This window comes from Saccharibacillus qingshengii, assembly GCF_013185195.1.
GTDB classification, from domain to species: Bacteria; Bacillota; Bacilli; order Paenibacillales; family Paenibacillaceae; genus Saccharibacillus; species Saccharibacillus qingshengii.
The window spans coordinates 22568-37088 of sequence record NZ_JAAZWC010000018.1; the positions used below are offsets into that span (position 1 = coordinate 22568).

Below are 14521 nucleotides of genomic sequence, written 5' to 3' on the forward strand. Positions count from 1 at the left end.
TTTCTATTTAATCTTCCGATAGATCTTCTCCACCCGATCCAGAGCTTCGTAGCAGTCACTGAATTGGGTGAAATGGATGGACTCTTTGGCTCCCAGAACCAGAAGGCCGAAACGGCTTAAGCTCTCGTAGAAAAGTCCGTGCACTTGATCCCGGAGCGTATCGTTAAAATAAATCATTACATTGCGGCAAAAAATAACATTGAATTCGTTAAAAGAACGATCTGTTGCCAGGTTGTGTTCGGCAAAGATGATGTTCTTGCGAAGATAAGGCTGGAGCATCACCGAATTGTATTTGGCGGTGTAATAGTCGGAGAAAGACTGGGTCCCTGCCGCTTCCAAATAGTTTTTTGTATACAATTTCATTTTCTCGATTCCGTAAATGCCTTCTTTTGCCTGCTGCAGGGAGCGGTCGTTCATGTCCGTGGCATAAATCCGGGCTTTGTCGTACAGTCCTTCTTCATGCAGCAAAATGGCCATCGAATAGACTTCTTCTCCCGTAGAGCAGCCGGCATGCCAGATACGAATATACGGGTAAGTCCGTAGAATCGGAACGACTTCGCGGCGAAACGTCCGAAAAAGCTCGGGATCGCGAAACATTTCCGTTACCGGAATAGAAAGGTTCTGCACCATCCGCTCAAAGCTCGCGCGATCGTGCAGGACTTTGTCTTGAAGCTGGGAAATCGTCGAAAGGTTCTCCGAGTGGGCATAATGCCAAATCCGGCGAAGCAGAGAGGGCCTGGCGTAGTTCCGGAAATCGTATCCGTACATCCGATGGATACCCTCGAGCAGCAGATCCGCTTCGATCGCCTCGCGCTCCGTCAAGTCGGTCGTTTTATCCGTTAAAGCCGTATCCTCAAAACCGTTGAATTTCATTACATTCAGCCCCGATATGTGCAAAATCGTCCTTAATCCTTGTCTATTACCCAAATTCGCGGGTTACGAATACAACCAGACGCGCATTAGCGAAAGAAGCTGCTCGGTTTGAATCGGTTTTTTGACATAATCGGAAGCTCCCGCTTCGATACACTTGCCCCGATCTTCCTTCATCGCTTTGGCGGTCAGCGCAATAATCGGAATCCGTTCCAGTCCCGGCATCTGCCGGATCAGCCGCATCGCTTCGTACCCGTCCATCTCCGGCATCATCATGTCCATCAAGATCAGATCGAACTCGTCGCGCCGCTGCTCGAGGAGTTCGACCGCTTCGCGTCCGTTCTCCGCAAAAGTCACATCCATTCTGTAACTTTCAAGCACGCTGGAGAGCGCGAAGACGTTGCGAACGTCATCGTCGACAAGCAGAATCTTTTTGCCTTCGAACAGCGTTTCTTTGTTATGCAGCTTTTGCAGAATCTTGCGCTTGTCTTCCGGAAGATCCGCTTCGACCCGGTGCAGGAACAAAGTCGTCTCATCGAGCAGGCGCTCGGGAGACTTCACGTCTTTGACGATAATCGACTCGGCATACTGGCGAAGCTTGGTCTCTTCTTTGGAGTCCAGGTCTTTGCCCGTATAAATAATGATCGGCAGGTCGCGCAGCCGCTCGTCTTCGCGAATACGGTCGAGCATCTCGAAGCCCGTCATATCCGAGAGCATCAGATCGAGCACCATGCAGTCGTAATGGTGGCGCTGAAGCTCTTCAAGTGCCTGGCTGCCCGTGCCGACCGCCTTGATCGCAACGTCGTCATGTCCGATCAGCTCGATGATCGCACCGCGCTGCACTTCGTCGTCTTCGACGATCAGCAGATGTTTGAGACTCTTGTCCGCATAAGAGCCGATGTAGGAAAAGGCGCGTTCCAGCCCTTCCTTGTTGGCCGGCTTTTTCAGGTATGCGATAGCTCCCATCATCAGGCCCTGTTTGACATCATCCACGACCGACACCACATGCACCGGAATATGCCGGGTTTCGGAACTGCTTTTGAGCTCGCTCAAAATGGTCCATCCATCGATCACCGGCAGTTGGATATCGAGAATAATGGCATCGGGCATCCGGCTGCGGGCCGTTTCGAGGCCCGTATCGCCCTGGACCTCTACCATGGCTTTGTATCCGTAGCTTCGGGCCATATCGCGCAGAATGACCGCGAATTTCGGATCATCCTCGATAATCAGCAGGACCTTGTCTTCGGGAGCAAGCGAATCCCTATCGTCTTCGATCTCCGTAAGCTGCGGCTTGGGCGCGATCGGTTCGACCGAAGCGGGTTTGCTCTTGCGGGAAAAGACGCGCTCTTCGCTGCGCGGCTGCGGAGCGGCCGTTTCTTTTGCAGCCGATTCTTCGCCGGAGGCGTAAGCCGTCAGCTTCGGAATATACAAGCTGAAACGGCTGCCGCTGCCTTCCTCGCTCTCCAGTTCGATCGCTCCGCCGAGCAGCTTGGCAAGCTCACGGCTGATCGAAAGGCCCAATCCGGTTCCGCCGTATTTGCGGCTTGTCGTCCCGTCGACCTGTTGGAAAGCTTCGAATACGATATCCGTCTTATCCTGCGGAATCCCGATTCCCGTATCGATGACGGAGAACTCGATGAATTTGCGTTTTTTCTCCAGGTAATCCGGCAGCTCTTCGGGCTGCGCTTCGCAGACTCGGAACGTAACCGAGCCGTCCGATGTGAACTTGAAAGCATTGGAGAGCAGATTGCGCAGAACCTGTTTGAGTCGGTGTCCGTCGGTCAAAAGCGCACTCGGCAGTTCGTCTCCGTTGACTTCCACGTTTAACGAGAGTCCTTTTTTCTCCGCTACCGCTCCAAAGTTGTTGGTCACAAACGTTGTGATCTCGTCGATCGGCACAGGCTCCCGGTTCAGCTCCATTTTGCCCGCGTCGACTTTGGAAAGATCGAGAATTTCGTCGATCATCTTCAGCAGGTCGCCGCCGGACATATAAATGGTCTGGGCGTATTCCACCTGCTTCGGTGCCAGATTGCCTTCTTTGTTCTCCGCCAGAAGCTGGGAGAGAATAAGCAGGCTGTTGAGCGGCGTCCGAAGTTCATGCGACATGTTGGCCAGAAACTCGGATTTGTATTTGCTGGATACGGCGAGCTGCATCGTTTGACGCTCCAGCTGCACACGGGCCAGCTCGACTTCGCGGTTCTTCTCTTCCGTCTCGTGCACCTGTTCTTCCAGGGCCCGCGTCTTGGCGATCAGTTCCGTATTGAAATGTTCCAGTTCCTCCTGCTGACGCTGCAGCAGATCTTCGGACCGGCGCAGCGCTTCGGCCTGCGATTCCAGGTTCTCGTTGGAGCGCTTGAGCTCTTCCTGCTGCGTCTGCAGTTCTTCGGATTGGCACTGCAGCTCTTCGGTGAGCGCCTGCGATTCGCGAAGAAGTTCTTCCACGCGCAGACGGCCGTTGATGTTGTTCAAGATGACGCCCAGATTCGACAGCAGCTGATCCAACAGCTGACGCTGCAGACTGCTGAACGGCGTCAGCGACGCGATCTCGAACACGCCGATCAATTCGTCTTCCGCCACTACCGGGTGGATCATGATTTGGGTCGAAGGGCTTTCTCCCAAAGCCGAACCGATCTCGATATACTGCTGGGGTACGTCTTCCAGCAGAATTGTCCGGCGGTCAGCCGCGCTCTGCCCAAGCAGCCCTTCGCCGATCTGGAACGTAGGCTTGGTTTCGGGGGCACTGGAGAACGCATATGAGCCGCTCAGATTCAGTTGGTTCGGATTCTTCAAATCGACCAGATATAAAGCTCCGTATTCCGCTCCCAGAATCGGGGTGAATTCGCTCACGAAGGTCTGCGAAACTTTGTTCAGCGACATGATACCTTTGAGCACATCGGTAATCCGCGCCATATTGGAGTTGATCCAGGCCCGGTCGTTCTGCGCTTCCATGTACTCCCGCTCAAGCTGCTGTTTCTCTTCGATATCTTCGGCCATCGCCTGAAACACTTTGGCTACGCTGCCGATCTCGTCCGTCGACTTGACCTTGATCCGTCGAATGGCTTTGAGTTTGCCTTTGCCGAAACTCGAAATCATCATGGATACCGTGTTCAACCCGCGCGTGACGCTCGGAATGACCCACATCATGATTCCCAGACCGAGCAGCAGTCCTACAAGCAGGAAGATCGTGGTGATCTGCGTGGAACGTTCGTAGGCCGCTTTGACGTTCGCGACTTCGGCTTCGACCTGCAGATCCTGATAACTCGCCAGCTCGTTCAATGCCCCCAAAGCGGTACGCTGCAGCTCGATCCCGGTGGAATCCCGGTAAGCTTGAGCCTGATCCAGATCGCCGTTCTCGAGCAGCTGCATCAGATTGGTCTCGTAAGCCGAAAAGTTATCCCAACTGGTTCCGACGTTCTGCACCAGACGCCGCTCTTCCGCCGATCCTTTTTCCGAGTTGATCGAATCCCAGAAACGTTCGGTCCGCTCTTTCGCATTTTCGATAAAAAGGCGGCTCTCGGACAGATTCGACTGTTGTCCGTCAAGCAGCTGGTTGGCCAGCTCGGTCGCGATTCCGTTGACTTCGCCCCGCATCCCGCTGCTGTAGCGGACTTTCATATAGCGGTCTTGATAAACCCGGTCGATTTGATCGTTCATGTAGCTCATCCGCTCGTAGCTTACCAGCGACAGCGACAAGATAATGAGCAGCAGGGCCGAAAAGCCCACGACCAACTTGGTCTTTATTTTCATCTATTCAGCCGCTCCTTCTTTCAAAGAAATCCAGACCAAACATTTGTCGTCGTCCGCTTCTCCTTCGAAAAACACTTCCTGCATACGCTCTTTGTCAAACGTATGCCCTTCCCGAAGATGATCGATCAAGAAGTCCAACTGGTCTTCCTGTTCGCCGTCGACCGCTTCCAGCAGGCCGTCGGTGTACAGAACCAGGTGGCTGTCCGAATCGTAAGAAACGGTCTGCGGTTCGGCTTCGATCCGGTCGAAGAGACCGACCGGGTGCGAGGTACGCTCCAGCTTGACTACTTCGTCTCCGCGGAACAGCAGCCCCGGCGGGTGCCCGGCATTGACGTAATCGATCCGTTTGAAGCGCGTATCCACCACCATGTAGATCGCGGTAAAGTAATACTGGATCAGCTGGTTTTCGATATGCAGCTGGTTGAAGCGGCGATTCAGCTCCTGAATGACTTTCTCCGGATCGACGTAGGTGACGACCGTGTCTTTGAGCACGGAAGCGATGAACATACAGAACAGCGAAGAAGAAATGCCATGGCCCATCATGTCGAGCAGAATGATTCCGTAGCGCCCGTCTCCGAGCGGATACCAGGCGTACAGATCGCCGGCCAGCTCGAAAGAAGGTTTGTACAAAGCGTCGATCTCGATGTTGCGGTCGTTAACCGGCAGACTGAGCACGGCGTTCTGTACCAAAGCGGCCAGTTTGAGTTCGTCCTGGATACGCTGGTCGCGTTCCGTATGCCAATCTTTCTCCTGCTTCAGGCGAAGCGCCAGCCGAATCCGCGCCATCAGTTCGACTTTGTTAATCGGTTTCGTGACATAATCGCCCGCTCCCGCATCCAGCGCTTCGGCCAGCTTTTTGGAGTCGCCTACGGCCGTAACCATAATGATCGGAATATCGCGCAGATGTTCGTAGGTCTGTACGATCCGGCAGGCTTCAATTCCGTCCATCTCGGGCATCATCATATCCAGCAGAATAAGATCGATATCCGAATTTTTCGTTTTGACCCGCGGATCCAGATCGGGAATACCCAAGATCGCAAACATCTCTCTTGCGGAAGCCGCAATTTCAATATTCCGGTAATCTTCTTTTTTCAATATTTCGCGAATGATAATGACATTGGTAGGATTGTCGTCGACAACTAGAATCTTCATAATCCTCTCCCTCTGTTTATGCGCTGCCGCATTAAAACTCTGCTATTTTAGTTAATATCCATCTCAACGACCTTCTTTAACCTCTTTAACTACTTCTTGTAAAAGATTCCATAAACATAGATAAGGAATGGGAACCTGCGTCCCATTCCTTATCTATACTTCGAATCCGCCCTCAGGCGGCGAAGAAACTGTAATGTCGAATACCCCTCAAAATTCCGGAGTCAAAGCGATAACCAGGACTTTGCCAAGCTCAAGCTGTTCTTCATAGTAGGCCGACTCCCGTTCGGAAAATCCCATACCGGCAATCTGCTCGCGAAGTTCTTGGGCGTTGGAAGTCAGGATTTGAATGTCTTCCATCTCGGGCTGATCGGTATCGGATATCACGGGCTGCGCTCCTGCGGCCTTGGCTACCTGGTCGGTACGCTGCAGATCGTAAGCCAGTACAAACAGCTGATTCCCCGTATAACCGGTCGTTCGAAGTTCCCTAATCGTTTCGACGGCTTGAACGCCGTTCTCCACAATTTTTGCATAAGCTTTGGCATCGGCGGCATCCATTGCTGCACACGCTCCTTTGCTAAAGGCTTGTTAATTGAGCACAAACCATATTTTACCCTCTTTCAAACGATTTGAAACATTTTCTCAAAAAAATGTTTCAAAAACGTTGCAAGCAGCAAAACGCCTGTTCCAATTTTAGACGGAAAACGTGTCGAACAGATCGATACTGCGTACAAGACCGCTGACGGGATCGACAAAGATCTTGAGGGCTTGACCGTCGTGCTCATATCCAAATCCGTCGTCCGCGCTGAAATCGGGTTCTCCCAGACGTTCGCGGATCTTCGCGGCGTCCATGGGAAGCACATGCCCGTTCAGGTTAAAGCTGCCTTCGCTTGACGGAACGGATACATAATAAATCCATTCTTCGTACACGCCTACACGGACTGCCGGGTAACGGTATTCTTCGCCGCCCATATAAGCAGGAATACGCTCGGAAGGCTCGCCGTGCAGACGGTTCGCCTTCTCGATGCGATCCTGAAGAGTAAGCCCGTTAAGACTTTCGTACCCCGATGAAGCGGGATACAGAGAAGTGGACACGGCATCCTTGACATTGGCCAAATGAACCGACTGATAAATCGCGGGTACCGCCGCTGCGGACGAAACGGAAGAAGGGGCCTGGTCCTGAGTCGAAAGAGAAGACAACACTCCGGTAAGAAGCATCATGATTGTAAACATCGTTCTCATCCTTTCGTGCGCTGCAGGAAATTCGACGGTCTTGCCCGTCATGGACAAAACGCTGTATGCCGCCGTTCGAATCGGTCAGCACCGGACGGTCGAAATTCGGCTTACGCAGCCGAAACCGTGTTTATCGGCGGATCTTCTGCCAGAACGATACGCCCGTATCGACCCATTTCACGATTTTCTGGACACCGGCGCCGGATGCGTCGGCCGTCCGGCCGTCGGAACCGTAGGTGGCTTTGTAGCTGCGAACCGTCGCACTGTCGCTCGATGCCGGCAGCAGTGCTGCTCCCTCGCTCTTTTGTTTTTCTTTGTTTTCGCGGTGATGCTTGGCCTTCTCGATCATGCGGTGCGAATACTGTTGGCTAACCAGCGTCACTTCGTTCAGGAGCTGTCCCAGGTTTTTTACCGATTCCATAACCGGGTCAAGCTGTTTGAGCTTGTGATTCGCGTCCAATGCGATATCGTTGGTATGACGAACGACCTGCTTGACCTCGTAGGTAAGCTCATCCATCGTTTTCTGTACTTCTTTCAAAGTCTGCGCCGTATTCTCCAGCGTCTTGGTCCCGGCTTGCAGGACCTTGATCAGGAAAATCACCAGCACTGCAAACGCCACGGCTACAATAAGTAAAGCCCACTGCCAAAGTTCCAAATCCAAAACCTCGCTTTCTTCTCATCCATTTTTTTCGATAATCGCGCTAATTCTCTCCTGCGTTACTCCATAGTTACCCTGAGGTTTTTCCGCCGAAACAAAAGCGAAAACTGCCCCTGACCCGCCTGGACAGCCTTTGTTTCAATGTGAAAATGCTTGGTTAATTTGTGTCTACGAGACGCAGGAAGCTTACAGGTTTCCCGAAATTCCCTTCCTTTATTACGCTTTTGCGCGATATTCCGAAGCGTGGCAAGTGTACTTGGCCGGCTTCGGCGGAGCGGACGAATTTCCGATTCCTTCTATTATTTATAACGCTTCTCTGCTGCAGCTCATCTTGTCTATTTTACATAAAAGAAAGGAGTGTGAATCTCATGATGAAATGGTCTTTGATCCTGTTGGTGGTCGCCGTGGTACTGGGCATTTTCGGATTCGTCGGAATCATCGAAGCGACAGCGGCAATTTTCAAGGTTCTGTTCTGGGTCTTCCTGGCTCTGTTCGTAATCTCGCTGTTCTTCGGCCGGGGGCGCTCAACGCGTTAACCCGATTCAATCGACTGCTGCACCCGCGTAAGGCCGAATCCGTTCGGAAGGCCTCTCGCGACCTTGAAACCGCCCTTCTGGGGCGGTTTTCCAATTTTCCCCTTTCTTTTTTTAATTTTTATTTTAAGGGCTCTTTTCCCACCTCAAAAAAGCCCTTCAGCCCTTCCATTATCATTATAGCAACTTTGCGAGCATTCGCCTAAACTGCAAGGATTCACCCAAAGAAGTTACTATTTCGTTATTTTTTTTGAAGAAGGTTGGTTCAACCGACTAAGGTCTAGTTTATTCTTATAACAGGATGGAGCAAACAAGCTCCCAAAACACAAGGAGGTTCATTTTATGAAAAAATTAGTAACTCTTACAGCTTCGGCATTGCTGATGGCGTCGATGGCGACTGCAGTTTCCGCAGCTGAAACTACAACAGGTTCGGTTACGAACGCACCTACCGCACCCGCTACGACTACAAGCGCAACAGCTAACTTTGTTGGCAACCAAAACGGGTTCAGCTTCCCGATTCCTGCTTACTGGGATGCTCGCGTGAAGAACACGGAATTCACTGCCGACCAACTGAAAGCCAAAGGGGAAAACGGTGTCTATCTCATCAACTTTACATACACCCCGGAAATGGCAGCACCAAATGGTTCGCTTGAACCGGTTAAATTCGCATCGATCCGTGGTTATGACCGCACGGCTTGGGATGCAATCTCCAACAAAGACGTACTTGGAAAAGTACTGAACACCACTGGAAACGTAGTTTACGTTCTGGAATCGGTTACGGCTAACCCATTCTCGAACGCTTCCGATATGGAGCGTTTCAGCAACCTGCTTCAGGGAGTAAGAAGCGGAGTTTCTTCCAACTTCACTACGATGGTTGTTCCTACAGTACCGGGAACTCCAACTACGCCAACAACTCCTGCTACGCCTGGAACTGAAGTGCCGGTAGATCCGAATGCACCGCTTGTTCCAACAAACGATCCGTCGAAGTATTCCGATACTCCGACTCCAACGATCGATCTGACTACAATGACACCGTTCTACAAATCCCCAGGCGGCACAATGATCGGCTACCTCGGACCGCAAAAGCTCGATACAACGGGCAACGGTACGACTGATCCGGCCAGCGGCCAATGGGTCGAAATCTACACTTGGATGGGTCTGGCTTGGATCGTAATCGAATAGTCGATTCGTTCTTCTCCTGATCATTCAAAAGCACCGGCAAACGCCGGTGCTTTTTTCGTTCCCGGGCTTGCGCGCGGCTTCGCAGCCCTTCGGAATTCCCGGAAATTTGCCGCTTGCTTCCAACGCATGAAAGCGGATAAGATAAAGAAGAAATCCGCAGCCAACATCCGTCCGTCAAGGACGTTATACTGCGCAGCGAGGAGGAATTTCGTATGACCGAAGAAAAAGGACCCCGTAAAGTCGATCTGGCCGAAGCGATCCGCAGCAAGCTGGAGCAGAAGAAACAACAAACCGGCTCGAACAAAAGTGGTTTTCACGGGAACGACACCAAAAAGCTGACGACCCAAAACAACAAAAAAGCAAACAATCAGCGCCGCCGCACCGGAGGATCGTAAACCGATCTGTCCGACTGCGCAGCAGACAAAGCCCCTTTCCCGGATCAAACCGGAAAAGGGGCTTTTTCATGCTCTTCATATACGATATTAGCCCAGCCGCAAAAAAGCCGCTTCCGCGGCAGACTGTCGTCTGTGCGGAAGCGGCTTGGGCCGTGTTCCTGTCCAGGTCTTAGACCTGAACGGTGTACATGCGGCTGCGCAGGTCTTTCACTTCATCGTTCTCGAGATATTCGTCATAGGTCATCACGCGATCGATTACGCCGTTTGGCGTGATCTCCACGATACGGTTGGCGATCGTCTGGATAAACTGATGGTCATGGGAAACGAACAGCAGCGTGCCGTCGAAGTCGATCAGGCCGTTGTTGAGCGCCGTGATGGATTCCAGATCCAAGTGGTTGGTCGGCTCATCCATGATCAGCGCGTTGGCACCGTTGAGCATCATCTTCGCGAGCATGCAGCGGACTTTCTCTCCCCCGGACAGGACGCTGGCTTTCTTGAGGCCTTCTTCGCCCGCAAACAGCATGCGGCCGAGGAATCCGCGCAGGAAAGTCTCATCCTGCTCGTTGGAGTACTGGCGCAGCCATTCGACGAGATTCAGATCGACATCTTCGAAGAACTCGGAGTTGTCTTTTGGGAAATAAGCCTGGGTCGTCGTAACGCCCCATGTATATTCGCCGCCATCCGCTTCCGTTTCACCCATCACGATATCGAACAGAGTCGACTTCGGCAGACCATAAGGACCGACGAAAGCAATCTTGTCGCCTTTGTTGACGACCAGGTTGAAATTGTCGAGCACTTTCTCGCCATCGATAGACTTGCTCAAATTTTCAACCGTCAGCAGCTGCTTGCCCGCTTCGCGTTCCGGCTTGAAATTGATAAACGGATATTTCCGGTTGGAAGGACGAATATCGTCCAGGGAGATTTTCTCCAGCTGTTTCTTCCGCGAAGTCGCCTGTTTGGATTTCGAGGCGTTCGCCGAGAAACGCTGTACGAACGCTTGAAGTTCTTTGATCTTCTCTTCTTTTTTCTTGTTCTGGTCGCGCAAGAGGCGCAGAGCCAGCTGGCTCGACTCGTACCAGAAATCGTAGTTGCCGACGTACAGCTGGATCTTGCCGAAGTCGATATCCGCGATATGCGTGCAGACTTTGTTCAGGAAGTGCCGGTCGTGAGAGACAACGATGACGGTGCCTTCGTAGCTCATCAGGAAGTTCTCCAGCCAGTTGATCGATTCGATGTCCAAGTGGTTGGTAGGCTCATCCAGCAGCAGGATCTGCGGGCTGCCGAACAGGGCTTGGGCCAGCAGGACGCGGACTTTCTCGTTGCCGCTCAGCTCGTCCATCTTCTTTTCGTGCAGGTCGCGCGAAATGCCCAGGCCGATCAGAAGCGCGGCCGCGTCGGATTCGGCATCCCAGCCGTTCAGTTCCGCGAAATCGCCTTCCAGTTCGCCGGCACGAATGCCGTCCGCTTCGGAGAAGTCGCTTTTGGCGTACAGTTCGTCTTTTTCTTTCATGATCGAATACAGACGGCTGTGACCCATGATGACCGTTTCCAGCACCGGGTACTCGTCGTATTCGAAATGGTTCTGCTTCAGCACGGCCAGGCGTTCGCCCGGTGTGATGGAGACTTCGCCCTGGTTCGCTTCGATCTCTCCGGAGAGGATCTTCAGGAACGTCGATTTGCCGGCGCCGTTGGCGCCGATCAGGCCGTAACAATTGCCCGGATTGAATTGAATGTTGACGTCTTCAAAAAGTGGCCGCTTGCCGTAGCGAAGCGTAATGCCGCTTGTACTGATCATGTGCATTCCCATCCTTTATTATAAACTTTTCGTTAAACGCTTATTTCATGCGGCGACCCTGAAAGTCTAGTGTACTTTTCAAAAGCTTATTATAGCATAAAACGAAGCTGCGTAAGACATTATGCGACTCTTTTCCGTAAAATTTCATCAATCGCAGCAAACGAATCAAAACCGCCCCGGTTAGACCCGAGGCGGCCTGCTTGCTTATTCGATCATCTTCTGCTGCGCGTGCACGATCATGGTCTCGCCGTGCGCCATCAGCTTGATGCAGTCCTGCGAGGTACCGGTCCTCTTGCGTTCGGCTTCCAGACGCGCCAACGCTTCTTCGGCGGTGTCGTCGGACAGTTTGAACGTGCCGAAATGCATTGGGATCATGATCTCGGCTCCTACGTCCCGGAAAGCCTGCAGCGCCTGTTCGGGATTCATATGCTGCGGCCCCATAAACCATTCCGGTTCATAAGCGCCGATCGGCATCAGCGTAATGTGGACACGGAAGCGGTCTCCAATCTCGCGGAAACCCGCAAAATAGCCGCTGTCTCCCGCGAAATAAACGGTCGGCGGAAGAGGATCGCCTTCAGCGGAAACGTTGGCGTTCAACGTCTCGCTCCAGCGTCCGCATTTGGCTTCGTCCTCGGAATCCATCGGCGACGGATCCGCATGACGGGCGTAGGGCTTTTGCTGCGAACCGACGACGGTCCCTGGCGTCACCTTGACGGCTTCGGCAGGTTCCAGCACAAATCCTCCCCAGTGCGACGTATTCGCATCGAACAGCGTCCGACGGGTCCAGTGCTGGGTCGGTACAAACGTGATTCGAACGCCTTCGAACACCAACTCTTCCCACCAGGCCAACTCGATGCAGCGTCCGACCTGTTTACGCGCCAGTTTCTTTTTCAAACCGACCGGTACGACGATCTGCGTCTTGGGGCTCTGCAGTCTGCGGATCGAAGCGATATGCATGTGATCGTAATGGGAATGCGAAATCAGAATCAAATCGATAGGCGGCACTTTCTCGATCGGAATTCCCGGTTCCGTAAGCCGCTTGCCGATTCCCATTCGCTTGGCCCAGATCGGATCGGTCAAAATGTTCAAGCCCGCGTACTGAATCAAAAACGTGGAATGTCCCACCCAGGTAATCGTTACGTCGTCGCGGTTGTCCGTCAAATAATCCAGTTTGGCCGGCTGACTCGGGATGATATACGAATAATCGCGTTTTTTGCGTCTGCGGTGCAGATGGCGGTCGCGATGTTCCTTGAGCGTTTTCCCCATCGGGGTATTGTTTGCGTTAAGGTACTTCACCTTGGGCATATCCGTTCCTCCTTCGCTAGACTGCCTCACTCTCTCATTACCCTCTCTCTGCTTATATCGACTAAGAAAGCTCAATATTTTTGCAATTTGACGGATCCCGAGTACCTTGACCCAGATAAAAGTAAGGTTACGCCCCCCTGAGATTTCGTACCTGAAGCGTGTACGAAGTCTCCGACGGAATGGTTATTTCAGGCGAACGTAAACCTCGGATTAGATTGGGTCAACGTACTAGGGTTGTGACAATTATTATGGCGGCGTGTAAAATAAGGAATAAAGGAGGTCTGATCACCTATGGAAATCAAATTGATCGAACCCACGCCCAGCCCGAATACGATGAAACTTCATCTGAACGAGACGCTGGAAGCGGGAATTCGCAAAACATATACGCTGGATAACGAACGCTCCGCTCCGCCGGTCATTGCGCGCCTGCTGCATATCGAAGGGGTCAAAAGCGTATTCCACACGACGGACTTTATGGCGATCGACCGTAAACCCGGCGCGGACTGGCCTGCTATTTTGTCCAGTGTACAGGAAGTCTTCGGCAGCCGTTCGGATCAACCGGTCGATTCGGATATCGAAGACGCGGCGGGCCATTTCGGCGAAGCCCAGGTATTCGTCCAGTTTTTCCGCGGTATTCCGATGCAGATCCGGGTCAAATCCGGCCTGACGGAAGAACGGATCGGCTTGTCGCAGCGCTTTGTGGAGGCGGTAACGGAAGTGGCCAGCGCCACGATGATCAAGGAACGCAAGCTGACCGATTACGGCGTCCGCTACGGCGATCTGCCGGATATCGCGCGCGAAGTCGAGCAGGAGCTCGAAGCGGCGTTTCCGCAGGAGCGTCTGGAACGCGTCATCAAGCAGGCGATTGCGCACGGCGCAAAAGCCGAAGAGTTCGTCGAGCAGCGCCGCGAATGGTCGCAGGCCGAAATCGAAGAAGGCCTGCAAAGCGCAGACTGGCGCCGCCGCTACTCCGCGCTTGAAGCGATGGAGGCCAGCGAACAGACACTGCCGCTGATCGAACGTGCGCTCGGCGATGAGAAGATGCAGACCCGCCGGCTCGCCGTCGTCTACTTGGGCGATCTGAAGACGCCGGCAGCGATGCAGCTTCTTTTCAAAGCGATGAAAGACTCTTCACCGGCGGTTCGCCGTACGGCGGGCGATACGCTGTCGGATATCGGCGACCCCGCGGCAACGCAGGTCATGCTGGAATCGCTGACCGACACCAGCAAGATCGTCCGTTGGCGCGCAGCCCGTTTCCTGTACGAAGTCGGCACCGCCGAGGCCCGCGAAGCGCTCGAACAAGCTTCGAACGATCCCGAATTCGAAGTGGGTCTGCAGGCGCGGATGGCGCTGGAGCGGATCGATTCCGGCGAAGAAGCGGCCGGTACCATCTGGCAGCAGATGGCCAAGAGCCGCCAGAAGCCGGAAGAAACTCTCTGACCCCGGAAATCGGACCGGCCTGGCGCAGCGCCCGACACGGCTGCCCAAGCCGGTCTTATTCGTCTCTCGATCCGGCCGGAAAAGATTGTGTGAAACAGGGTTGCCTCAACAAAAGCAATCCCGTATACTGTGAAAGTTGTTCGCGCTGCGAATACACGGCCTTTTGGCTTTTTTGCTTTTTGATTTGAACAAGTTCAACCGAATACGTTATGTC

Annotated in this window: 12 protein-coding genes; 4 read left to right on the forward strand and 8 right to left on the reverse strand. The window is 53.1% G+C overall.

Features of this window, described 5'->3' with window-relative positions; translation table 11 throughout:
• Window positions 1-3 precede the first annotated feature (3 nt).
• The 6 genes from HRQ60_RS15515 to HRQ60_RS15540 form a co-directional block, all read right to left on the reverse strand.
• Window positions 4-873, reverse strand: a complete 870-nt coding sequence (locus tag HRQ60_RS15515) for a CheR family methyltransferase (RefSeq protein WP_172196987.1) — start codon at window positions 871-873, stop codon at window positions 4-6.
• Between the two features lie 63 nt (window positions 874-936).
• Window positions 937-4617 carry a response regulator gene (locus HRQ60_RS15520; protein WP_172196989.1) on the reverse strand — a complete coding sequence of 1227 codons (3681 nt, stop codon included), beginning with the start codon at window positions 4615-4617 and terminating at the stop codon, window positions 937-939.
• On the reverse strand, window positions 4618-5769 hold the full coding sequence (locus HRQ60_RS15525) for a SpoIIE family protein phosphatase (protein ID WP_172196991.1): 1152 nt from the start codon (window positions 5767-5769) through the stop codon (window positions 4618-4620).
• A gap of 207 nt (window positions 5770-5976) precedes the next feature.
• A complete protein-coding gene (locus HRQ60_RS15530) occupies window positions 5977-6324 on the reverse strand; it encodes a YflT domain-containing protein (RefSeq protein ID WP_172196993.1) in 348 nt (115 codons plus the stop codon).
• A 135-nt stretch (window positions 6325-6459) separates the two neighbouring features.
• Window positions 6460-6999 (reverse strand): hypothetical protein, encoded by a 540-nt coding sequence (locus HRQ60_RS15535; RefSeq protein WP_172196995.1) that lies wholly within the window; start codon window positions 6997-6999, stop codon window positions 6460-6462.
• A gap of 130 nt (window positions 7000-7129) precedes the next feature.
• The gene (locus HRQ60_RS15540) at window positions 7130-7660 is read right to left on the reverse strand and encodes a DUF948 domain-containing protein (RefSeq protein WP_246281353.1); all 531 of its coding nucleotides are present in this window, start codon (window positions 7658-7660) and stop codon (window positions 7130-7132) included.
• Window positions 7661-8025: 365 nt separating this feature from the next.
• On the opposite strand from HRQ60_RS15540, the gene HRQ60_RS15545 reads away from it, so the two are divergent.
• From HRQ60_RS15545 to HRQ60_RS15555, 3 genes are all read left to right on the forward strand, one after another.
• Window positions 8026-8193, forward strand: a complete 168-nt coding sequence (locus HRQ60_RS15545) for a DUF1328 domain-containing protein (protein ID WP_172196997.1) — start codon at window positions 8026-8028, stop codon at window positions 8191-8193.
• A 339-nt stretch (window positions 8194-8532) separates the two neighbouring features.
• On the forward strand, window positions 8533-9372 hold the full coding sequence (locus HRQ60_RS15550) for a hypothetical protein (RefSeq protein ID WP_172196999.1): 840 nt from the start codon (window positions 8533-8535) through the stop codon (window positions 9370-9372).
• 212 nt (window positions 9373-9584) lie between these two features.
• Window positions 9585-9767, forward strand: coding sequence for a hypothetical protein (locus HRQ60_RS15555; protein ID WP_172197001.1), 183 nt, complete (start codon window positions 9585-9587; stop codon window positions 9765-9767).
• Window positions 9768-9936: 169 nt separating this feature from the next.
• Here the strand turns inward: HRQ60_RS15555 and HRQ60_RS15560 are convergent, their stop codons facing one another.
• Together HRQ60_RS15560 and HRQ60_RS15565 are read right to left on the reverse strand one after the other, a co-directional pair.
• The gene (locus HRQ60_RS15560) at window positions 9937-11562 is read right to left on the reverse strand and encodes an ABC-F family ATP-binding cassette domain-containing protein (RefSeq protein ID WP_172197003.1); all 1626 of its coding nucleotides are present in this window, start codon (window positions 11560-11562) and stop codon (window positions 9937-9939) included.
• A gap of 204 nt (window positions 11563-11766) precedes the next feature.
• Window positions 11767-12867, reverse strand: a complete 1101-nt coding sequence (locus HRQ60_RS15565) for an MBL fold metallo-hydrolase (protein ID WP_172197005.1) — start codon at window positions 12865-12867, stop codon at window positions 11767-11769.
• 291 nt (window positions 12868-13158) lie between these two features.
• Between HRQ60_RS15565 and HRQ60_RS15570 the strand changes: the two genes are divergently transcribed.
• Entirely contained in the window at window positions 13159-14307 is a 1149-nt protein-coding gene (locus tag HRQ60_RS15570; RefSeq protein WP_172197007.1) for a virulence factor, read from the forward strand.
• The last annotated feature ends 214 nt before the right edge of the window (window positions 14308-14521 follow it).

Bases quoted from the DNA above. Each gene is read 5' to 3' on its own strand.
- HRQ60_RS15515 (WP_172196987.1), bottom strand. From the start codon at position 873: ATGAAATTCAACGGTTTTGAGGATACGGCTTTAACGGATAAAACGACC.
- HRQ60_RS15520 (WP_172196989.1), bottom strand. From the start codon at position 4,617: ATGAAAATAAAGACCAAGTTGGTCGTGGGCTTTTCGGCCCTGCTGCTC.
- HRQ60_RS15525 (WP_172196991.1), bottom strand. From the start codon at position 5,769: ATGAAGATTCTAGTTGTCGACGACAATCCTACCAATGTCATTATCATT.
- HRQ60_RS15530 (WP_172196993.1), bottom strand. From the start codon at position 6,324: ATGGATGCCGCCGATGCCAAAGCTTATGCAAAAATTGTGGAGAACGGC.
- HRQ60_RS15535 (WP_172196995.1), bottom strand. From the start codon at position 6,999: ATGTTTACAATCATGATGCTTCTTACCGGAGTGTTGTCTTCTCTTTCG.
- HRQ60_RS15545 (WP_172196997.1), top strand. From the start codon at position 8,026: ATGATGAAATGGTCTTTGATCCTGTTGGTGGTCGCCGTGGTACTGGGC.
- HRQ60_RS15550 (WP_172196999.1), top strand. From the start codon at position 8,533: ATGAAAAAATTAGTAACTCTTACAGCTTCGGCATTGCTGATGGCGTCG.
- HRQ60_RS15555 (WP_172197001.1), top strand. From the start codon at position 9,585: ATGACCGAAGAAAAAGGACCCCGTAAAGTCGATCTGGCCGAAGCGATC.
- HRQ60_RS15560 (WP_172197003.1), bottom strand. From the start codon at position 11,562: ATGATCAGTACAAGCGGCATTACGCTTCGCTACGGCAAGCGGCCACTT.
- HRQ60_RS15565 (WP_172197005.1), bottom strand. From the start codon at position 12,867: ATGCCCAAGGTGAAGTACCTTAACGCAAACAATACCCCGATGGGGAAA.
- HRQ60_RS15570 (WP_172197007.1), top strand. From the start codon at position 13,159: ATGGAAATCAAATTGATCGAACCCACGCCCAGCCCGAATACGATGAAA.